The sequence below is a fragment of the Pseudoxanthomonas sp. genome, from assembly GCF_027498035.1.
GTDB lineage: Bacteria > Pseudomonadota > Gammaproteobacteria > Xanthomonadales > Xanthomonadaceae > Pseudoxanthomonas_A.
Genome location: NZ_CP114978.1, coordinates 3,563,055 through 3,582,702 on the forward strand (window position 1 = coordinate 3,563,055; position 19,648 = coordinate 3,582,702).

The 19,648-nt window shown below is 66.7% G+C and carries 17 protein-coding genes; 14 read left to right on the forward strand and 3 right to left on the reverse strand.

The window, feature by feature from the left end; genetic code table 11:
• Positions 1-34: 34 nt before the first annotated feature.
• Positions 35-1,240 (reverse strand): M23 family metallopeptidase, encoded by a 1,206-nt coding sequence (locus O8I58_RS15580; RefSeq protein ID WP_298318031.1) that lies wholly within the window; start codon positions 1,238-1,240, stop codon positions 35-37.
• A 159-nt stretch (positions 1,241-1,399) separates the two neighbouring features.
• On the opposite strand from O8I58_RS15580, the gene hslV reads away from it, so the two are divergent.
• The 5 genes from hslV to O8I58_RS15605 all read left to right on the forward strand — a co-directional run bounded on the left by hslV (position 1,400) and on the right by O8I58_RS15605 (position 5,825).
• Positions 1,400-1,951: an ATP-dependent protease subunit HslV gene (gene hslV / locus O8I58_RS15585; RefSeq protein WP_298318034.1), complete on the forward strand. Its 552-nt coding sequence runs from the start codon at positions 1,400-1,402 to the stop codon at positions 1,949-1,951.
• 50 nt (positions 1,952-2,001) lie between these two features.
• Entirely contained in the window at positions 2,002-3,375 is a 1,374-nt protein-coding gene (hslU, locus tag O8I58_RS15590; RefSeq protein WP_298318037.1) for an ATP-dependent protease ATPase subunit HslU, read from the forward strand.
• A gap of 133 nt (positions 3,376-3,508) precedes the next feature.
• Positions 3,509-3,934, forward strand: a complete 426-nt coding sequence (locus tag O8I58_RS15595; RefSeq protein WP_298318040.1) for a hypothetical protein — start codon at positions 3,509-3,511, stop codon at positions 3,932-3,934.
• Between the two features lie 126 nt (positions 3,935-4,060).
• Positions 4,061-5,356: an SDR family oxidoreductase gene (locus O8I58_RS15600; protein WP_298318043.1), complete on the forward strand. Its 1,296-nt coding sequence runs from the start codon at positions 4,061-4,063 to the stop codon at positions 5,354-5,356.
• 4 nt (positions 5,357-5,360) lie between these two features.
• On the forward strand, positions 5,361-5,825 hold the full coding sequence (locus O8I58_RS15605; RefSeq protein ID WP_298318046.1) for a DUF2269 family protein: 465 nt from the start codon (positions 5,361-5,363) through the stop codon (positions 5,823-5,825).
• 9 nt (positions 5,826-5,834) lie between these two features.
• Here the strand turns inward: O8I58_RS15605 and O8I58_RS15610 are convergent, their stop codons facing one another.
• A complete protein-coding gene (locus O8I58_RS15610; protein WP_298318049.1) occupies positions 5,835-6,290 on the reverse strand; it encodes a nucleoside deaminase in 456 nt (151 codons plus the stop codon).
• Between the two features lie 123 nt (positions 6,291-6,413).
• On the opposite strand from O8I58_RS15610, the gene fucP reads away from it, so the two are divergent.
• From fucP to O8I58_RS15640, 6 genes are all read left to right on the forward strand, one after another.
• Positions 6,414-7,724, forward strand: a complete 1,311-nt coding sequence (gene fucP, locus O8I58_RS15615; protein WP_298323054.1) for an L-fucose:H+ symporter permease — start codon at positions 6,414-6,416, stop codon at positions 7,722-7,724.
• 139 nt (positions 7,725-7,863) lie between these two features.
• On the forward strand, positions 7,864-8,625 hold the full coding sequence (ubiE, locus tag O8I58_RS15620) for a bifunctional demethylmenaquinone methyltransferase/2-methoxy-6-polyprenyl-1,4-benzoquinol methylase UbiE (protein WP_298318052.1): 762 nt from the start codon (positions 7,864-7,866) through the stop codon (positions 8,623-8,625).
• A gap of 166 nt (positions 8,626-8,791) precedes the next feature.
• Positions 8,792-10,744: a M1 family metallopeptidase gene (locus O8I58_RS15625; RefSeq protein WP_298318055.1), complete on the forward strand. Its 1,953-nt coding sequence runs from the start codon at positions 8,792-8,794 to the stop codon at positions 10,742-10,744.
• A gap of 247 nt (positions 10,745-10,991) precedes the next feature.
• Complete coding sequence (locus O8I58_RS15630; RefSeq protein WP_298318058.1) at positions 10,992-11,723, forward strand: hypothetical protein; 732 nt, start codon at positions 10,992-10,994, stop codon at positions 11,721-11,723.
• Positions 11,724-12,265: 542 nt separating this feature from the next.
• Positions 12,266-13,390 (forward strand): OprO/OprP family phosphate-selective porin, encoded by a 1,125-nt coding sequence (locus O8I58_RS15635; protein ID WP_298318061.1) that lies wholly within the window; start codon positions 12,266-12,268, stop codon positions 13,388-13,390.
• A 247-nt stretch (positions 13,391-13,637) separates the two neighbouring features.
• Positions 13,638-15,602: an LTA synthase family protein gene (locus tag O8I58_RS15640; RefSeq protein WP_298318064.1), complete on the forward strand. Its 1,965-nt coding sequence runs from the start codon at positions 13,638-13,640 to the stop codon at positions 15,600-15,602.
• Positions 15,603-15,653: 51 nt separating this feature from the next.
• Here O8I58_RS15640 and O8I58_RS15645 read toward each other — a convergent pair whose 3' ends face one another.
• Positions 15,654-16,586 (reverse strand): carbohydrate kinase family protein, encoded by a 933-nt coding sequence (locus O8I58_RS15645; protein ID WP_298318067.1) that lies wholly within the window; start codon positions 16,584-16,586, stop codon positions 15,654-15,656.
• A gap of 296 nt (positions 16,587-16,882) precedes the next feature.
• On the opposite strand from O8I58_RS15645, the gene O8I58_RS15650 reads away from it, so the two are divergent.
• The 3 genes from O8I58_RS15650 (at position 16,883) to mreD (ending at position 19,647) form a co-directional block, all read left to right on the forward strand.
• A complete protein-coding gene (locus O8I58_RS15650) occupies positions 16,883-17,929 on the forward strand; it encodes a rod shape-determining protein (RefSeq protein WP_298318069.1) in 1,047 nt (348 codons plus the stop codon).
• Positions 17,930-18,043: 114 nt separating this feature from the next.
• Positions 18,044-19,171 carry a rod shape-determining protein MreC gene (mreC, locus tag O8I58_RS15655; RefSeq protein ID WP_298318071.1) on the forward strand — a complete coding sequence of 376 codons (1,128 nt, stop codon included), beginning with the start codon at positions 18,044-18,046 and terminating at the stop codon, positions 19,169-19,171.
• Entirely contained in the window at positions 19,168-19,647 is a 480-nt protein-coding gene (gene mreD, locus O8I58_RS15660) for a rod shape-determining protein MreD (RefSeq protein WP_298318073.1), read from the forward strand. The genes mreC and mreD overlap by 4 nt, the downstream gene beginning before the upstream one ends.
• Position 19,648 lies beyond the last annotated feature (1 nt).

Sequence of the window (19,648 nt, forward strand, 5' to 3'; positions counted from 1 at the left end):
GCGTGCGCTGCAACCCCTGGCAGTGACGCCCGGCCTAGAACCCGAACACCTCGCCATCCAATGGCATCTGCGCAGAATGCATGGTGAGTTCCGGACTGAACTTCGCGTCCGGATCGATTGCCTGGGTCAATGACCAATCGCCCGGCGACGGGTAGGCGTCGAACACGAATGGCAGGCCTTCCGAACCTTCGAAGGTGGCGGCGTCGGAGACGTGGAGGTGCAGGTGCGGGCCGTTGGAATTGCCTGATTGGCCCAGGCGCCCGAGTACCTGGCCGCGATGCAGGTGTTGTCCGACGGTGACCGCCACGCTGCCGGGCTGCAGGTGGGCGTAGTGCACGAACACCTTCGGCGCGATCTGCAGCACCACGTAGTTGCCGTACAAGCCGTGGGCGGTCAGTGAATCGGGCTCGGCCTGCGGCTCCAATGGCGCGTGCTCGGGGGCGCCGTCGCGGACGTCGCGCACCACGCCATCGGCGACCGCCAGGACCTGCGTGCCGTAGCCGATCCAGTCCTCGCGCCTGCTCCTGCTGAAATCGACGGCGCCATCGCGCAGGGCGCGACCGTTCGGGTCCAGTCCGAACACATCCAACGCAAAACGCTGCGGAATGGTGAGCTGGCCGTTGACCGCGACCAGGCTGCCCCAGTGGTGCGAAAGCGCATTACCCGGCCCCTCGCTGGCCAGCCACAGCCCCGGACCCAGCGGAGGGCCCAGCGCGACCGGCGGGGTCGGGTCGACCATTACGCGCGCGCCGTCGACCAGGGCGGGCTGGCCTTTGTCGTCGACGAACGCGAGCCGATGACGCAGCGCGTGCGGCGCCGACCGGCCGTCCGGCAGGGTCAGCCACAGGAATGCGACCGCGCGCATGCCGGCGGCGATGGGCACCTGGGTGGCGTCCTGATCGGCGGGCCGGGGTTGCACGATCTGGGCCAGCTCCTGGCCCGTGAAACGCGCCAGTGGCGTGGGGTCGTCGTCGGCGAACACCTCGATGCGCTGCAACCGCAAGACACCGGTGTCGCGGTAATAGTTGGTCACATGTAGTTCGTAGGCCAGGTGCGTGTGGCCATCACCGCCAACGACCGGCGTGGGTGCGCGCGGAGTGCGTACCTCGACGGGTGCCAGTGCACGCTCTGCGCCGGCGGCATCGGGCCAGAGCAGGCCCAGCGCCGCCAGCATGAGCCAGAGGCGGGCGCTGCCTGAACAACCGCGCGTCATCGAACGGAAAGGGTTGATGGCAGGCATGGTCGTCCTGAAGCGGAGGCGCTGGGTGCCGAGGTGTTGCGCACATTAGCAAGGCTCCCATGCCGTTCGCTGCGGGAATGTCGGCTGATCGGGGCGACCGGTGCCTCTTGCGCTGGCACCGGGCGACCCCATCAAGAGAATTCGAATCCCGGAGGCCGCATGGACCCCAGTCAGAACCCCAACGTGTTCCACGCCACCACGATCCTGTCCGTCCGTCGCGACGGGAAAGTCGCCATTGCCGGCGACGGCCAGGTGACGCTGGGCCACACCGTGATGAAGGGCAACGCGCGCAAGGTGCGCCGCCTGGGCCGCGACGGCCAGGTACTGGCGGGCTTCGCCGGTGCGGCGGCCGATGCGTTCACCCTGTTCGAGCTGTTCGAGGCCAAGCTGGAAAAACACGGCCAGCTGCAGCGCGCGGCGGTCGAGATGGCCAAGGACTGGCGCACCGAACGCCGCTACGGAAAGTTGGAAGCGCTGCTGGCAGTGGCCGACAAGGACATCTCGCTGATCATCAGCGGCACCGGCGATGTGATCGAACCGGAGGACGGCATCATCGCCATCGGCTCCGGTGGCTCGTACGCGCTGTCCGCCGCGCGCGCGCTGTACCAGCACACCGGGCTGGATGCCCGGACCATCGCGGTCGAGTCGCTCAACATCGCTGGCGACATCTGCATCTACACCAACCGCAACGTGGTGGTGGAAGAGCTCTGATCGGACCGCACGCGTCCTCCCGTACTCCCCTTTCTTTTCGGCCTTCCCTCATGTCGATGATTCCCGATTCTTCTTCCACCATGACCCCGCGCGAAATCGTGCAGGAGCTGGACCGCCACATCGTCGGCCAGCACGCCGCCAAGCGCGCGGTCGCGATCGCGCTGCGCAATCGCTGGCGCCGCGCGCAACTCGACCCCGAGCTGCGCAACGAAGTGATGCCCAAGAACATCCTGATGATTGGCCCGACCGGCGTCGGCAAGACCGAGATCGCGCGCCGGCTGGCGACGCTGGCCAACGCGCCGTTCACCAAGGTCGAAGCCACGCGCTTCACCGAGGTCGGCTATGTTGGCAAGGATGTCGAACAGATCATCCGCGACCTGGCCGACACGGCCGTCAAGCTGTACCGCGAACAGGCCAAGACCCGTGTGCGCACCCAGGCCGAAGAACGTGCCGAGGATCGTATCCTCGACGCGCTCCTGCCCAAGCGCAGCACCGGCATCGGCTTCGATCCGTCGGTGGTGTCGGGCGAGCCTTCCGCACAGGACGGCGACACCCGCGCCAAGTTCCGCAAGATGCTGCGCAAGGGTGAACTGGACGACAAGGAGATCGAACTGGAGCTGTCGCTCAACACCGGCGGCGTGGACATCATGACCCCGCCGGGCATGGAGGAAATGGGCCAGCAGCTCAAGCAGATGTTCTCCAACCTCGGCAGCGCCAAGACCCACAAGCGCACCGTCACCATCAAGGCCGCGCGGCCGCAGCTGGTGGAGGAAGAAGCGGCCAAGCTGGTCAACGAGGACGACGTGCGCGCCGCGGCGATCGAAGCCTGCGAGCAGCACGGCATCGTCTTCATCGACGAGATCGACAAGGTCGCCAAGCGCGGCGATAACGTCGGCGGTGGCGATGTCAGCCGCGAAGGCGTGCAGCGCGACCTGCTGCCGCTGGTGGAAGGCAGCAACGTGTCGACCAAGTACGGGACGGTCAAGACCGACCATATTTTGTTCATTGCCTCCGGCGCGTTCCATCTGGCCAAGCCGAGCGACCTGATCCCCGAGCTGCAGGGCCGTTTCCCGATCCGCGTGGAGCTGGGTGCGCTGAGCAAGGACGATTTCGTCCGCATCCTCACCGAACCCAAGGCCGCGCTGACCAAGCAATACGTGCAGCTGATGCAGACCGAAGGCGTCACCGTATCCTTCAGTCCCGAGGCGGTGGACCGCCTCGCGGAGATCGCCGCGCAGGTCAACGAGCGCCAGGAAAACATCGGCGCGCGTCGCCTGCATACCGTGCTGGAGCGGCTGCTCGATACGCTCAGTTACGAAGCGCCTGACCGCGATGGCGAGAGCGTCACCATCGACCGGGCCTACGTGGACAAGTATCTGAACGACCTGGTCCAGGACCCGGACCTGAGCCGCTACATCCTGTAACGGATTCGAGCCGCGTGACGAAGGCGCCGGCATCCGGCGCATTCTTCATTCTGGGCGAGCCAGTTTTTTAGGCGGCCTTCATCCGGTGCCGGGCATGCTCACGGCCCTGTTCATCTTGTTCCGAGGGTGGCCCATGCTTCGTCCCATCGTGCTGTTGTCGGCGCTTGCGCTGGCGGCCGTTGCCGCACCGTCCTATGCCCGCACCACCTGCCACCTGGACTTCAGGATGTCTGGCTGGTCGGCGTTCTATAAAACATCCAGCGGCACCGGCAAGGTGACCTGTGACAACGGGCAGTCGATCCCGGTGAAGGTCAGCGCCAAGGGCGGCGGCCTGACGGTGGGCAAGTCCAGCATCGTCGGCACCGGCGAGTTCACCGAAGTGCGCAACATCAACGAAGTCCTGGGCAGCTATGCCACTGCCGAGGCGCATGCCGGTGCGGAAAAATCCAGCGGTGCCCAGGTCATGACCAAGGGCGAGGTGTCGCTGTCGCTGGCCGGTACCGGTAAAGGCTGGGACCTGGGCATCGCCTTCGGCGCGTTCCATATCGATCCGCGCTAAGCGGCGGCACATCGTGTGGTTGAAGCGGCGCGCTTCCGGCAACGGGTGCGCCGCTGGCATGTGCGCAGGGCGGAATCCGGTTTCGGTCTGCTAGCCTCTGCGTCGATCTCACGACGTGGCCGATGCATGGAGCAGCAGGGGGCGGGAACGGTGTTGGTGCTGGGCGCCAACGGATTCATCGGTGGCTATCTGGTGGCGGCGTTGCGCGCGCATGGTTGGCGCGTGCTGCGCGGCGTGCGAGGACAGGGACGGGCCTTGCCCGATGACGCGCGCGAGTGCGACCTGATGCGGCTGCGTTCGCCCGACCAGTGGCTACCGCTGCTGGAGGGCGTGGATGTGGTGGTCAACGCGGCCGGAATCCTGCGCGAGGTCGAGGGTCAGTCCTTTCAGGTGATCCACCACGAAGCGCCACTGGCGCTGGCCCAGGCCTGCGTTGGACGTGGCGTGCGCCGGTTCGTGCAGGTCTCGGCCCTGGGGTTGCCGGCCGACGGCGATTTCATCGCGACCAAGCATGCCTTCGATGCATCCCTGCAGGCGCTGCCGTTGAGCAGCGTGGTGTTGCGACCATCGCTGGTGTACTCGGCCACCGGGTCCTATGGCGGCACCTCGCTGCTGCGGGCGATGGCGGCTTTCCCTGGCGTGCATCTGCTGCCCGGCGACGGCCGCTGGCCGACTCAACCACTGTCGACCGAGGACCTGGGCGAACTGGTCGCGCGGGCGGCCGGTGGCAGCCAGCAGGGGGTGTTCGAGGTCGGCGGTCCTGTGCCGATCTCGCTGCGCGAGTACCAGCAGACCTGGCGGCGCTGGTTGCGGGTGCCGGGCAAGCGTGCACTGCACACGCCCGAGCCGTTGGTCAGTGCGGTGGTGGCCGGTGGCGAGGTGCTGGGTCGTGGCCCGGTCGGCCGCACCATGTGGGCCATGCTGCGTCGTCACAACGTCACCGCGCCGGATGCGGCCGACCGACTGGAAGCGGCCTTCGGCCTGCGCCCGCGCTCCCTGCAGCAGGCGCTGGACGCACATCCCAGCCAGACCCAGGACCGCTGGCAGGCGCAGTTGTATTTCCTTGCGCCTGGCTTGAAGGTCGCCGTGGTGCTGGTGTTCGTCCTGTCGGCGTTGGTGGGTTGGTTGACGCCAGCGCAGCGCATCGAAGCGATGACCGCCGGGACTGCGCTGGACGTGCTGGCGCCGGTGGCCCTGGCGCGCATCGGCGCAGGCTGCGACCTGCTGCTGGCGTTGTGGCTGGCCAGCGGCCTGCGACCGCGCATGGCGATCGGCGCGATGCTGGCCCTGGTCGGCGGCTACACCCTGGCGTTCGGCCTGGCAGTCCCGGCGCTGTGGCTGGAACCGCTGGGCGGTTTGCTCAAGAACCTGGTCCTGCTGCCGGCGCTGGCCGTGCTGTGGGTCCTGGCCGAGCGGAGGTGAGCGCGTGATCTATCTGTGGCTGAAGTGGATCCACATTCTTTCTTCCACGCTGCTGTTCGGCACCGGGCTCGGGATTGCGTTCTTCCTGTGGATCGCGCACCGCCGCGGTGATCCGCACGCCATTGCCGCGACCGCGCGCACCGTGGTGCTGGCCGATACCTGCTTCACCGCCCCGGCGGTGGTGGTGCAGTTCGGCAGCGGACTGTGGCTGATGCACGTGCTGGGCGTGCCGTTCACCCAGCTGTGGATCGCCTGCGCGCTTGGATTGTTCGTGCTGGTCGGGGCCTGCTGGCTGCCGGTGCTGTGGCTGCAGATCCGTGCGCGCGACCTGGCCGTCGCTGCCGCGCGCGACGGCACGCTGCTCCCCGCTGCCTATTACCGCGCGATGCGCTGGTGGTTCTGGCTGGGCTGGCCGGCGTTCCTGAGCGTGATGGCGATCTTCTGGCTGATGGTGTTCAAGCCGGTATAGGTGGTCGGCTCAATCCTCGCCGATGTCCTCGTTCCAGACCTCGGGGTTGGCCTGGATGTAGCCGCCGAGCAGGTCGATGCATTCCTGGCTGTTGAGGTCGATCACGTTGACGCCGGCCTCGCGCAGCCAGTCGATGCCGCCCTGGAAGGTCTGTGATTCACCGACCACCACGGTGCCGATGTTGAACTGGCGCACCAGGCCGCTGCAGTACCAGCACGGGGCCAGGGTGGTGACCATGATGGTGTCCTTGTAGCGGCGCTGGCGGCCGGCCTTGCGGAAGGCGTCGGTTTCGCCATGTACCGACGGATCGCCTTCCTGCACGCGGCGGTTGTGGCCGCAGCCAAGCAGTCGGCCGTCATTGTGGTACAGCGCTGCGCCGATCGGGATGCCGCCTTCGGCCAGTCCCTTGCGGGCCTCGTCGATGGCGGTGTCCAGCAGGGCGCGATAGTCGGGGGTGGCGATCATGGGGTCTCCGTGGAAGGCGTCGGGCGCCTGATGATGCCGTCTATATTGCACTGCAGCAGTTCGATTACGACAGGCATGGAATACTGCGCGGCCCCGCGAAAGCGCTTCCGCAGGAATGTTCTGATGCATGCCAGTCCCACACCGACCTCTGCCACGGTGGCGCGTTCGACGCCGAAGCTGGCCATGGCAGTGGTCACCACGATCTTTTTCATGTGGGGCTTCCTGACCTGCCTCAACGACATCCTGATCCCGCACCTGAAGTCGGTGTTCACGCTGAGCTACACCCAGGCGATGCTGGTGCAGTTCACGTTTTTCGGCGCGTACTTCCTGATGGGCCTGCCTGCGGGGCGGTTGGTCGCCAGGCTGGGCTACAAGAACGGCATCGTGGCGGGCCTGGCGGTGGCTGGCGTCGGTGCGCTGATGTTCTGGCCAGCGGCTGCAGCGCACAGCTATGGGTTGTTCCTGAGCGCGCTGTTCGTGCTGGCCACCGGGATCACCGTGCTGCAGGTGGCAGCCAATCCCTACGTCTCCTTGCTGGGGCCGGAGAAGACCGCGTCGAGCCGGCTGAACCTGTCGCAGGCATTCAACTCGTTGGGAACGGCGATCGCGCCGCTCCTGGGCGGCCTGTTGATCCTGAGCGCGCAGCCAAAGACGCCGGATGAACTTGCGGCCATGGCGCAGGCCGATGTGGTGGCCTACCGTGCCGCGGAAGCCGGCGCGGTGCAGATGCCCTATCTGGGCCTGGGCATTGCGTTGTTCGCGTTGGCCGTCTTCATTTTCCTGTTCCGTCTGCCGGCCATCACCGAGGCCAGCGAGAAAGGCGAGACCCGCCACTACGGCATTTTCGAGCCGCTGCGCCATCGCCACGTGCTGCTGGGCGTGCTGGGCCTGTTCTTTTATGTCGGTGCCGAAGTGTCGATCGGCAGTGTCCTGGTCAACTACCTGTCCATGCCCGATATCGGCGCGATGAGCGAGCAGGCCGCGACGAAGTACGTGTCCGCCTACTGGACGGGCGCGATGATCGGGCGATTCATTGGTTCGGCGTTGCTGGTGCGTATTGATGCCGGCAAGCTGCTGGCGCTGTTCGCGGGCATCGCGAGTGTGCTCCTGCTGGTGACTCTGACCACCAGCGGCATGACGGCGGTCTATGCGGTGGTGGCGATCGGCCTGTTCAACTCGATCATGTTCCCGACCATCTTCACCCTGGGCATGGCCAGGCTGGGGCCGCTGACCAATCGCGCCTCTTCGCTGCTGATCATGGCCATTGTCGGTGGTGCGGTATTGCCGCTGCTGATGGGGATCCTGGCCGACCATATCGGCCTGCATCTGTCGTTCGTGCTGCCGCTGGTCTGCTACGCCTACATCGTGTTCTACGGCCTGAACGGTTCGAAGGTGCGCGGTGAGCCGGTGGTGGCGTCGACCACGACCCGATAACGCCTGCCAACCGCCTGGCGGCGGTCGGACCACGACAGGGCGCTCCAGCGATGGGGCGCCCTGTTGCGTTGGTGTCGCACACGGCCCGCGTAGGCGGCGCTGACACCCCGCGGGGGCGAGCAGTGCGATAATCGCGGCCATGAGCGAATCCCCCTACAAGTCCGGCACCACCCATTTCGGGTTCCGTGACGTCGCCGCGCGCGACAAGCAGAAGCTGGTCGGCCAGGTCTTCACTTCGGTGGCCGGCAAGTACGACCTGATGAATGACCTGATGAGCCTGGGCATCCATCGGGTCTGGAAGCGCTACTTCACCGCCACCGCGCAGGTGAAGCCCGGCGACCGCGTGCTGGACCTGGCTGGCGGCACCGGCGACATCGCCGCGCTGCTGAAGAGCCGCGTCGGCAAGACCGGCAGCATCGTGCTGGGCGACATCAATGCCGGCATGCTCACCGTCGGCCGCGACCGCATGACCGACCGCGGCCTGGTCGCCGGCATGGATTACGTGCAGTGCAACGCCGAGGCCCTGCCGTTCCCGGACAACAGCTTCGACCTGGTGACCATTGCCTTCGGCCTGCGCAATGTCACCGACAAGGAAGCCGGCCTGCGCGAGATGTACCGGGTGCTCAAGGTGGGCGGCCAGGCGCGGGTGCTGGAGTTTTCCGAAGTCACGCCGCAGTGGTTCAAGCCGATCTACGACTTCCACTCGTTCAAGATCCTGCCGAAGCTGGGCAAGTTGTTTGCCGGTGATGCCGACAGCTACCAGTACCTGGCCGAGTCAATCCGCAAGCATCCGCCGCAGGAGCAGCTCAAGGCGATGATGACCGAGGCCGGTTTCGCCCGTGCGCGCTACAACAACCTGTCGGCGGGCATCGTCGCGATCCACGACGGCTACAAGGCCTGATCCTGGGCAAGGCTTGCGACCGGGCCTGCGGCCCGCGCGGTCCGACCGGCGTGACGGGGCGTTCCCGGGTGGCATGCTGTCGCGCGGTGAGGCGCCCGGCGGGCTGATGCCGGGCCGGGGGCAGGGGCTAGAATGCAGGTCCCGTTGATGCTGCTCGGATGTCTCGATGCGTTCTGCTTTCCTGCTGTTTTCCTGTGCGGCCGTGATGTTGACGGCGTGTTCGAAGGAGGCTTCCGCCCCCGATGCCACGCCCACTTCCACACCCAAGGCCGCCGCCGTGACCCAGCCCGACCGTCGCCATGACGAGAGTTCCTACGCCCAGCCCGAGCAGGTGGTCATCAAGGACCTGGCGCTGGACGTCAAGCTGGACTTCGACAGCAAGCAGATCGGTGGCACGGCCACCTATCGCCTGGACTGGAAGGACCCCAAGGCCACCGCGCTGGTGCTGGACACGCGCGCGCTGACCATCGAGAAAGTGGAAGGTGGCGATGCGGCCGGCAAGGCCTTCGCCCCGCTGGACTACACGCTGGCCGACGCTGACAAGGTCCTGGGCAGCAAGCTGACGGTGCAGGCGCCGCAGCGCAATCCGATCGTGCGCATCACTTATCACACCTCGCCGGAGGCCTCGGGCCTGCAGTGGCTGGCGCCATCGATGACCGAAGGCAAGCAGCTGCCCTTCATGTTCAGCCAGTCCGAGGCGATCCATGCGCGTAGCTGGGTGCCGTTGCAGGACACGCCCGGCGTGCGCTTTACCTACACCGCGCACGTCACCAGCCGCCCGGACGTGATGGTGCTGATGAGCGCGGGCAACGACCCGGCCTCGGTGCGCGATGGCGACTACAACTTCGTGCAGAACAAGCCGATCCCGTCCTACCTGCTGGCTATTGCCGCGGGCGATCTGGTGTTCCGTCCGCTGTCCGACCGTGCCGGGGTGTGGGCCGAGCCGGCCATGGCCGACAAGGCGGCCAAGGAGTTCGAAGACACCGAGAAGATGATCACCACCACCGAGCAGCTGTACGGCCCGTACCGCTGGGGCCGCTACGACATCCTGGTGCTGCCGCCGTCGTTCCCGTTCGGTGGCATGGAGAACCCGACCCTGACCTTCGCCACCCCGACCGTGATCGTGGGCGACAAGTCGCTGGTGTCGCTGGTGGCCCATGAACTGGCGCACAGCTGGTCGGGCAACCTGGTGACCAATGCCAGCTGGAAGGACATCTGGCTCAACGAAGGTTTCACCACCTACGTGCAGGCGCGCATCACCGAGGCGGTCTATGGCCAGGAGATGGCCGAGATGGAGCGCCAGATCGACCAGGCCGACCTGGCCGTCGAACTCAAGGACATCCCCGTCGCGGACCAGGTGCTGGCGCTGCCGTCGCTGGGCGACCACGACCCCGATGGCGTGCTGAGCAGCGTGGCCTACGTCAAGGGCGCGTGGTTCCTGCAGTTCCTGGAACAGCGCTTCGGCCGCGAGACCTTCGATCCGTTCCTGCGCAAGTGGTTCGACGACCATTCCTTCAAGAGCGCGACCACCGACGAATTCGTCGCCGACCTCAAGCAGAACCTGCTGCCCAAGAATCCCAACGCGGTCACCGCCGACGAGCTGGACGCGTGGCTGAACAAGCCGGGCATCCCGCCGTTCGCGCAGAAGGCGCAGTCGCGTGGCTTTGCCCTGGTCGATACCGCGCGCATCGCCTGGCTGGGCAGCGGCACGCTGCCGGCCAAGCAGGCCACCGACGAATGGGAAACCCAGCAGTGGGTGCGCTTCATCGACGGGCTGGGCCAGGCCCAGCCGCTGGACAAGCTCAAGCAACTGGATGGCGCCTACCACTTCACCGGCACGGCCAATGGCGAGATCGCCATGCGCTGGTATCCGCTGGCGATCCGCAGTGGCGACAAGGAGGCATGGCAGGCGGCGGGCGACTTCATCGAACGGGTCGGCCGCCGCAAGCTGATCATGCCGATCTACGCCGAGCTGGTGAAAACGCCCGAAGGCCTGGCCTTCGCCAAGGAGGTCTTCGCCAAGGCCAAGCCGGGTTACCACCCGATCACGACGGCTTCGGTCGAGGACATGCTGACCGCTGCGACACCGGCGGCCGCGCCGACCCCGCCCGCGCAGTAACGGGTTGAAACCAAAGCCGCCGCATCGCCGGGCATGTCCGGGCAATGCGGCGGCTTTTTTTGTGGGTGAAGCGGGCACCCGGCTGGCACATCGTTGTCGCGGGCTGGGCCAGCCGCAGCGCGCACTGCAGCCGCGTCGAATCGACCGGCACGTACAATGCGTCGGGCCTGGCTGGCATGTGTGCACCGTCATATGCGCCATCCCTGCTGGCCAGGCATCGCCTTTTGCCCCACGGAGTTGTGCCCCGATGAAACGCCTCCTGCTGTCCGCCCTGTGCGCCGCCGCCCTGGCCGGCTGCGCCGACCATGAAGCCGAACAGCGCGCCCAGGCCGCTGCGCTGGCCGCACAACAGCAGCAGGCGTCGGAGAAACTCGCCGCCCAGTTCGACGCGGCCTACACCGCGCAGAACTGGGACCTGGCCCGCGCCCATGGCAGCGCGCTGATCGACCAGTACCCCGATACGCCCGCGGCGCAGAAGATCAAGCCGCAGTACGACGACGCCAAGGTCAAATCCGACACCGCGCGCGAAGAGCGCCGCCTGGCCGGCCTGTGGAACTACAACCAGGTGATGATCGGCAAGGGCGCGCAGGTGTCTGCGTCGATCATGAGCCGCGCGCCGCTGGATACCGACGGCAGCGGCAAGCAGCAGAGCGTGCAGCTGGTCTTCCGCGACCATCCCGAGTGGAAGCAGAGCGCCTATCTGGTGCTCAAGGCCGGCGACTTCCCCTGCCTGAAGGGCTGCAAGGTCAAGGTCAGCGTCGATGACGGCAAGCCCAGGGCGATGGATGCCTGGCGCCCGGATACCGACGAGGCCATCGCGATGTTCATCACCGACTACAAGGGCCTGTGGAAGCTGGCTGCCCACGCCAGGAGCTTGAAGATCGAATTCCCGGTGAAGTCGGGCGGGACGCAGACCGCGGAGTTCGAGACCGGCGGACTGGATTCGGCGCAGATGCCGGGTTGGGATCCGGGCAAGTAAGCCTTCGCGCGGGGGCTGCCTGGCGCGCGTTGCCGCGTCCTGGTCCCTGCAACTGCTGCGGCTGACGGGCAGGCCAGTCGTCGGCGCCCTGGTGGATCGGACCTGCGCTTCTTCCACCTTGCCCTGGTTGATCCGGGCGGTGGCTTGTTTCATGTCGGCGCCGGTGGACCGTGTGCCACGGTACTTGCTGAACACGGCAGGCCCGCCGGCCTGCAGGTGCGCCAACATCGAGGCGGGCGGGGCATTGTGGACCCCTGTGGTCGAATGACGATTCGTCCTGAGCACATGCCCAAACACGATCATCCCGGCGTGCGGAACGTGGTGCACTGACTCGCATGCACGGTGTGGCGCGGACAGGATTGGCGCCGTGCCGCGCGGGATCTCCGACGTTTTGGCTATACGGGCACGGGACCGGGCACGGGTACAGTCGCGCCTGCATTCGTCACATGGCTGAAATGTCAGTGCCCGCAAGACTCGACTCGGGCGCGGGCAATCGGCCTGTGTTCATTCATTCGATTAGCACTCTTGAGAGGGAGAGAACAATGCGGGCATTGCTGACCGTGGGATTGATGTGCGCTGCGGGGACGGCCGCAGCAGCGGACTGGCCGACCACCTACAAGTTCGACAACGGTAGCCAGATCGGCGTGACGGGCAACTTCGCCTACGACCAGAACCATTTCAGCGGCGACGATGCCAGCTTCGAAAACGCCGACCACGTGCGCCGCAAGGAATTCGGTGCGTTCTATCGCATCGATGGCGTGTTCGACATGACCGCGCAGTACGACTTCCAGTCGCACACCTGGCTCGATGCATTCGTACGCTTCCAGACCAAGGCCTGGACCGGCGGCAAGGACTACGGTGCGATCCGCATCGGTTACTTCAAGACGCCGGTGGGCCTGGACTCGGTCGGCGCATCGCGCACGATCTCGTTCCTGGAAGCGCCGCTGGCCACCCAGGCCATCTACGAAGGTCGGCGCACCGGCGTGGAATGGGCGCTGACCCGCAAGAGCTGGAACGTGCAGCTGCAGGGTTTCGCCGGGCGTGACCTGGAAGGCAAGAACCATGGCACCACCATGGCCGGTCATTTTGCGTGGACCCCGCACAAGGCCGAAGGCGATGTGATCCACCTGGGCATCGGCTACTCGGTGGAGAACCCGGATGCGACCTCCGGCCGCGTGCGCGCCAAGATCGAAGCCGGCCTGACCGACACGCGCCTGATCGACAGCGGCGCGCTGCCGGGCACCAGCTATATCGAACGCGGCGGCTTGGAGTTCATCCGCATCGCCGGTCCGTTCACCGTGCTGGCCGAGCACCTGGAAGAAAACGTTGTCCGCGAAGACGGCCTCAGCGATTTCCGCGCGCAGGGCAACACCGTGTACGGCAGCTGGGTGGTCACCGGCGAATCGCGCGCCTACAACGGCACGCTGGGCAACGTGACGCCCAAGGGCCCGGCTGGCGCGCTGGAGCTGTTGCTGCGCTACAGCGACCTGGACCTCAACGATGCCGGCATCCAGGGCGGTTACCAGCACGACTGGACCGCAGGCGCGAACTACTACTTCACCAAGAACTTCAAGGTGCAGGCCAACTACATCAAGGCAAGCAGCCGTCGTGCAGGCGTGAGCATCGATCCGAACGCCTTCGAAGTGCGCGCCCAGGTCATGTTCTGATCCCAGGTATCGCGGGAAGCGAGCAAAAGGCGGGTCCTGCCGGGCCCGCCTTTTTCTTTGCCTTGAAGCGGCCGGGTCGCAATCTCGTCGCCGGCCTGGAGCGGGGTCCGGCACGGCGTGCCGGCATGCGCGAAAGACTTTGCGTGCACGCATGGCGGCCGTCACACTGTTGACCCATTGCTGTGCTCATGCGGAACGCAGGGCAAGTTGCTGCAGCCATCTCCCTTGCCTGGATCACGCCCTGATGATGCTCCGATCGCCCGTTGTCCCCTTGCTGGAGCGGCTGCGGCCAGTGGCCGTGTTCTTCCTGATCGGACTGGTGCTGCTAAGCGGCTCTCGGCTGGGACTGGCGTGCTGGCATGCCCAGGCCGTCACGGCCGTGCGTGGCTGGGCGCCGGTGCTGCTGCAGGGCCTGCGGGTGGACGTGGCCACGCTGTGCCTGCTGTACGGCATCGCAGGATTGCTGGCCCTGCTGATGCCGGTCACCGGCGTGATCGGGCGCTTCTGGAAAGCCGCGTTGCGGGTCTGGCTGACGCTGGTGACCTGCGTGCTGGCTTTCATGGAGCTGGCCACGCCGGACTTCATGACCGAATACGGCCTGCGGCCCAACCGGTTGTTCGTCGAATATCTGATCTATCCGCGCGAAGTGGCCAGCATGCTGCTCAAGGGGCATGCCTTCAGCCTGTGCGTCGGCATCGCGGTGGTGGCGCTGCTGGGCTGGGGCGCTTGGCGCCTGGCGGGGCGCGTCCTGGCGCGGCCAGTGTCGGGGCGGGCGCACCTGCTGTGGCGGCTGCCGGCGGCGTTCGTCCTGCTGGTGCTGGTGTTCATCGGGGTGCGTTCGACCCTGGGGCATCGCCCGCTCAATCCGGCGATGGTCGCCTTCAGCGTGGATCCCACGGTCAATGTGTTGCCGTTGAACTCGTTCTATTCGGCCGCCTATGCCAGCCTGGACCTGGTCCGCAAAAGCGAAAGCTCGCGCCTGTACGGCGCGATGCCGTTGGCGCAGATCGTGGCCGAATTGCGCGCCGGCGGCGGCCTGCCGGCCAGTGCCTATGTGTCCGAGACACTGCCAACGCTTGCGGCGCGGCCTGCCTCCTACAGTGGCCGCCCGCGCAACCTGGTGATCGTGCTGGAGGAAAGCCTGGGCGCGCAGTTCATCGGCAGCCTGGGCGGCCTGCCGCTGTCGCCCAACTACGACCGCCTGAGCGGGCAGGGTTGGGCGTTCGATCGGCTGTATGCCACGGGCACGCGTTCGGTCAGGGGCATCGAGGCGGTGGTCACCGGCTTCACCCCGACCCCGGCCGAAGCAGTGGTGAAACAGTCGGGCAGCCAGAGCAACTTCTTCACCGTGGCGCAGCTGCTGGGGCGGCGCGGCTACGACGCCACGTTCTACTACGGCGGCGAAAGCCACTTCGACAACATGCGCGGGTTCTTCCTGGGCAACGGCTTCAATCGCATCATCGACCAGAAGGCCTTCGACAAGCCGGCCTTCACCGGCTCATGGGGCGTGTCCGACGAGGACCTGTTCGCCCGGGCCGATACCGAATTCAACAAGCTGCATGCGCAGGGCAAGCCGTTCTTCGGACTGGTCTTCAGTTCGAGCAACCATGATCCGTTCGAATTTCCCGACGGCCGCATCGATCTGTACGAGCAGCCCAAGCAGACCCGCAACAACGCAGCCAAGTACGCCGACTACGCCATCGGTGAGTTCTTCAAGAAAGCCATGGCCTCGCCGTACTGGAACGACACCGTGTTCCTGGTCGTGGCCGATCACGACTCGCGCGTGTTCGGCAAGAACCTGGTGCCGATCTCGAACTTCCACATTCCCGGGTTGATCCTGGGGGGCGGCATCGCACCGCGCCGCGACGACCGCATCGTCAGCCAGGTCGACCTGGCGCCGACGTTGCTGTCGCTGATGGGCATCGACGACCCAACCCCGATGGTCGGCCAGGACCTGACCGATCCATCGCACCTGGTGCCGGGCCGCGCGCTGATGCAGTACGACCGCAATTTCGCGCTGATGCGGGGCAATGACGTGGTGATCCTGCAGCCGGGCAAGCCGGCGGCGAGTTTCGAATACGACGTCAAGGCCAACCAGCTGGTGCCAGTCGCACCGCTGCCTGAGCTCTCGCGTGCGGCCCTGGCGCATGCGCTCTGGGGCACCGAGGCCTACGAAAAAGGCCTGTATCGCCTGCCGCCTGCCACCAGGTAAGCGGACCGTGCCGTGTGCGCGCCGATGCGGCGTGCGCGATCTGCAGCGCGCTTAGAGCGCGTAGCCGAACTGCTGCTTGAACTGGTCGTTGAACTCGTCGAAGTCGAAGCGCTGGTTCTGGGTGCCGGGGTGTTCGACCTTCAGTGCGCCCATCAGGTTGCCCATGCGGCCGATGGTCAGCCAGTCGCAGCCCTTTTCGATGCCGAAGATCAGGCCGGCGCGGAAGGCGTCGCCGCAACCGGTCGGGTCGACCACGCGGCGCTCGTGGGCCGGTGGAACGTCGTAGGTCTTGCCCGGTGTATGCACCAGCGCGCCCTTGGGGCCCTGGGTGGTGATGTAGGCCTTGACCTTGCCGACGATGGCTTTCTCGTCCCAGCCGGTGCGTTCCTGCAGCAGGTTGGACTCGTAGTCGTTGACCACCACGTAGTCGGCCTGTTCGATGAAGGTGCGCAGCTCCGGGCCGTTGAACAGCGGCATGGCCTGGCCTGGGTCGAAGATGAAGGGTACGCCGTCCTCGGAGAATTCCAGCGCGTTCTGGATCATGCCTTCGCGCCCGTCCGGGCCGACCAGGCCGATGGTCACGCCCGGCACGTCGCGCACGTGGTTCTCGTAGCTGCGCATCATCGCGCCCGGATGGAAGGCGGTGATCTGGTTGTTGTCGTGGTCGGTGGTGATGAACGCCTGCGGGGTGAACAGCTCATCGATCACTTTCACGTGGCTCAGGTCGATGCCAAGGGTCTCGAAATGCTCGCGATACGGGCCGAAATCCTGGCCCACCGTGCCCATCGGCAGGGGCTTGCCGCCCAGCAGGTGCAGGTTGTAGGCGATGTTGCCGGCGCAGCCGCCGAACTCGCGGCGCATCCGTGGGACCAGGAACGACACATTCAGGATGTGCACCTTGTCGGGCAGGATGTGGTTCTTGAACTGGTCCGGGAACACCATGATGGTGTCGTAGGCGAGGGAACCACAGATCAGTGCGGACATGGCGGCCTTGGCAGGGGTGGCGCGTGCCTCCGTCGCGCGGTCGCGCGCCGAAGAGGCGTAAAGGGGCACCGGCCCGTGGCCGGCAATAAGTTGCCAAGGTTACCGGCTGAGGCCGGACAGGGCCAGCCGCGCATCCGGTCCCAGGCGTGCCGGCGTGTCGCTGAAAGGCTTGTTCATGCTGCGATTTTCCTTGTATGCCGCAGGGTGGGTTGCTAGGCTAGCCGACCTCTTTTTTGCCCATTTTTTCGCCATCGGCGCTGGGCATTCGCATCTCTTTCGAAGGATCCCGGCCCCCGATGTTCAAGAAGCTGCGTGGCATGTTCTCCAACGACCTGTCCATCGACCTGGGCACGGCCAACACCCTGATCTACGTGCGCGGACAGGGCATCGTGTTGAACGAGCCCTCGGTGGTGGCCGTGCGCCAGGATCGCGCCATCGGTGGCACCCGCTCGGTCGCGGCCGTAGGCGCGGAGGCCAAGCAGATGCTGGGCCGCACGCCGGGCCACATCACCACCATCCGCCCGATGAAAGATGGCGTCATCGCCGACTTCACCTACACCGAGGCGATGCTCAAGCACTTCATCAAGAAGGTGCACAAGTCGCGCTTTTTGCGTCCGAGCCCACGCGTGCTGGTCTGCGTGCCGGCCGGCTCGACCCAGGTCGAGCGCCGCGCGATCAAGGAATCGGCCGAAGAAGCCGGTGCGCGCGACGTCTACCTGATCGAAGAGCCGATGGCTGCGGCGATCGGCGCCGGCCTGCCGGTGACCGAGGCGCGCGGCTCGATGGTCATCGACATCGGCGGCGGCACCACCGAGGTGGCGGTGATCTCGCTCAACGGCATCGTGTACTCGCAGTCGGTGCGCGTGGGCGGCGACCGTTTCGACGAATTCATCACCAATTACGTGCGCCGCAACCACGGCATGCTGATCGGCGAAGCCACCGCCGAGCGCATCAAGCTGGAAATCGGCTGCGCCTATGCCCAGCCGGAAGTGGAGGAGATGGAGATCTCCGGCCGCAACCTGGCCGAAGGCGTGCCGAAGATGATCAAGATCAACTCCAACGAGGTGCTCGAAGCGCTGCACGAGCCGCTGGCGGGCATCGTCTCGGCGGTCAAGCTGGCACTGGAGCAGACCCCGCCGGAGCTGTGCGCCGACGTGGCCGAGCGCGGCATCGTGCTGACCGGCGGTGGCGCGCTGCTGCGCGACCTGGACAAGCTGATCTCCGAGGAAACCGGCCTGCACGTGCAGGTCGCCGATGATCCACTGACCTGCGTGGCCCGCGGTGGCGGCCGTGCGCTGGAGCTGGTGGACATGCACGGCAACGAGTTCTTCGCCGCCGAGTAAGCGCGCAGGACGTTACGGAAAGGGACGAGGAACGAGGGTCCCTTTCCGCCGCTGGCCACGGCGCACCGTGCGCCGACTTCCTCTTCCTCATTCCGGTCATCAGCCCCGTCCAACGTGCCTTCCTACGCCGGCCCTCCCGTTGCGCCCCGTCCCGGCGAGATCGCCAGCTCCCTGCGGCTGCTGGCGTACCTGGCGCTGGGCATTGCGCTGGTGATCCTGGATCACCGCGGTGGCTGGCTGAGCCAGGCCAGGCAGCGCGCCGGGCTGGCGGCGCAGCCGTTGTGGTGGGTGGCCGGGCTGCCGGGCCGGCTGGGCACGCGGGTCAAGGACGATGCAGCCACGCTGACCCAGCTCACGGCTGAAAACCGCCGGCTGCGCGATGACCTGCTGGTCTCCAACGCCCGCCTGACCCGCCTGAGTGCGGCCGTGGCCGACAACGCCCAGCTGCGCGCGCTGCTGGGCGCGGCCGGCAATCGCGGCCTGGACGTGCAGCTGGCCGCGGTCCTGAACATCGACCTGGACCCCACCCGCCAGCGCCTGGTGCTCGATGCCGGTGGTCGCGATGGCGTGTATGTCGGCCAGCCCGTGATCGATGCCGGCGGCCTGCTCGGCCAGATCGTGCAGGTGATGCCGACCTATTCCATCGTGCTGCTGCTGACCGACCCGGACCATGCGGTGCCGGTCATGGTCCAGCGCAACGGCGTGCGCCTGCTGGCTTACGGCAATGGCCGCAGCGACCAGCTGCAGCTGGTCAACGTGCCGCTGAACGCGGACATCAAGGACGGCGATGTGGTGGTGACCTCGGGCCTGGGTGGGCGTTTCCCGGCCGGGTTCCCGGTCGGGACGGTGACCGATCTCCATGCCGATGACAGCCGCACCTTCCTGATCGGCGAGCTGACCCCGGCTGCGCACCTGGACCGTGGCCGCAACGTGCTGCTGCTGCGGGCCTCGGCGGTCGCCCCGTCGCTGCCCGGCACGGCGGGCGCGGCCGCACCGGTAGGCCAATTGCCTGGCGTCCCGGCTGGCGTGCCGACGACCGAGCCTGTGACGCCGCCGAAACCCACGTTCAATGGCACGCCGGCCACAACGGCGCCTGCTGCTAAGCAGGCCCCGGGCGCGACCGGCGCCGGGGTGGACAAGGCTGTCGATCCGGCACGCGGCAACGCTGCCGTGGCGCCGCCGGCGAAGCCGGTCACGCCGTCTTCCACGGCCACGCCGCCCGACGCGGAGCCGGCGCGATGAGCCGGACCCGTAACGGCTGGGTGCTGCCGGCCAGTGTGCTGCTGGCGCTGCTGCTGGCGCTGCTGCCGCTGCCATTGATGCTGCAGCCACTGCGCCCTTACTGGCTGGCGCTGGTGCTGGCGTACTGGGTGATCGAAGAACCCGAGCGCGTCGGCCTGGGGTTCGTCTTCATCATCGGGCTGGTCGCCGACATCAGCTTTGGTGGGCTGCTGGGTGAACAGGCGCTGCGGCTGGTGGTGATGGCCTTCATCCTGCAGCGCTTCCGCGCGCGGATGCGGTTTTTCCCGGTGTCCCAGCAGGCATTGGCCATCGGCGGCCTGCTGTTGAACGACCGCATCGTCGCCAGCGCGATCCATTTCGCCATCGGCGAGCCGGTGCTGCCGTGGGCCTACTGGTGGGCGCCGCTGCTGGGCATGCTGTTGTGGCCGCCGTTGTTCGTGCTGCTGGACGCGCTGCGTCTGGGCCGGCGCAACTGAG

Excerpts from the sequence above, each read along its gene's own strand:
- O8I58_RS15580 (WP_298318031.1), bottom strand. The coding sequence starts at position 1,240 with ATGCCTGCCATCAACCCTTTCCGTTCGATGACGCGCGGTTGTTCAGGC.
- hslV (WP_298318034.1), top strand. The coding sequence starts at position 1,400 with ATGGACCCCAGTCAGAACCCCAACGTGTTCCACGCCACCACGATCCTG.
- hslU (WP_298318037.1), top strand. The coding sequence starts at position 2,002 with ATGTCGATGATTCCCGATTCTTCTTCCACCATGACCCCGCGCGAAATC.
- O8I58_RS15595 (WP_298318040.1), top strand. The coding sequence starts at position 3,509 with ATGCTTCGTCCCATCGTGCTGTTGTCGGCGCTTGCGCTGGCGGCCGTT.
- O8I58_RS15600 (WP_298318043.1), top strand. The coding sequence starts at position 4,061 with ATGGAGCAGCAGGGGGCGGGAACGGTGTTGGTGCTGGGCGCCAACGGA.
- O8I58_RS15610 (WP_298318049.1), bottom strand. The coding sequence starts at position 6,290 with ATGATCGCCACCCCCGACTATCGCGCCCTGCTGGACACCGCCATCGAC.
- fucP (WP_298323054.1), top strand. The coding sequence starts at position 6,414 with ATGCATGCCAGTCCCACACCGACCTCTGCCACGGTGGCGCGTTCGACG.
- ubiE (WP_298318052.1), top strand. The coding sequence starts at position 7,864 with ATGAGCGAATCCCCCTACAAGTCCGGCACCACCCATTTCGGGTTCCGT.
- O8I58_RS15625 (WP_298318055.1), top strand. The coding sequence starts at position 8,792 with ATGCGTTCTGCTTTCCTGCTGTTTTCCTGTGCGGCCGTGATGTTGACG.
- O8I58_RS15630 (WP_298318058.1), top strand. The coding sequence starts at position 10,992 with ATGAAACGCCTCCTGCTGTCCGCCCTGTGCGCCGCCGCCCTGGCCGGC.
- O8I58_RS15635 (WP_298318061.1), top strand. The coding sequence starts at position 12,266 with ATGCGGGCATTGCTGACCGTGGGATTGATGTGCGCTGCGGGGACGGCC.
- O8I58_RS15640 (WP_298318064.1), top strand. The coding sequence starts at position 13,638 with ATGCTCCGATCGCCCGTTGTCCCCTTGCTGGAGCGGCTGCGGCCAGTG.
- O8I58_RS15645 (WP_298318067.1), bottom strand. The coding sequence starts at position 16,586 with ATGTCCGCACTGATCTGTGGTTCCCTCGCCTACGACACCATCATGGTG.
- O8I58_RS15650 (WP_298318069.1), top strand. The coding sequence starts at position 16,883 with ATGTTCAAGAAGCTGCGTGGCATGTTCTCCAACGACCTGTCCATCGAC.
- mreD (WP_298318073.1), top strand. The coding sequence starts at position 19,168 with ATGAGCCGGACCCGTAACGGCTGGGTGCTGCCGGCCAGTGTGCTGCTG.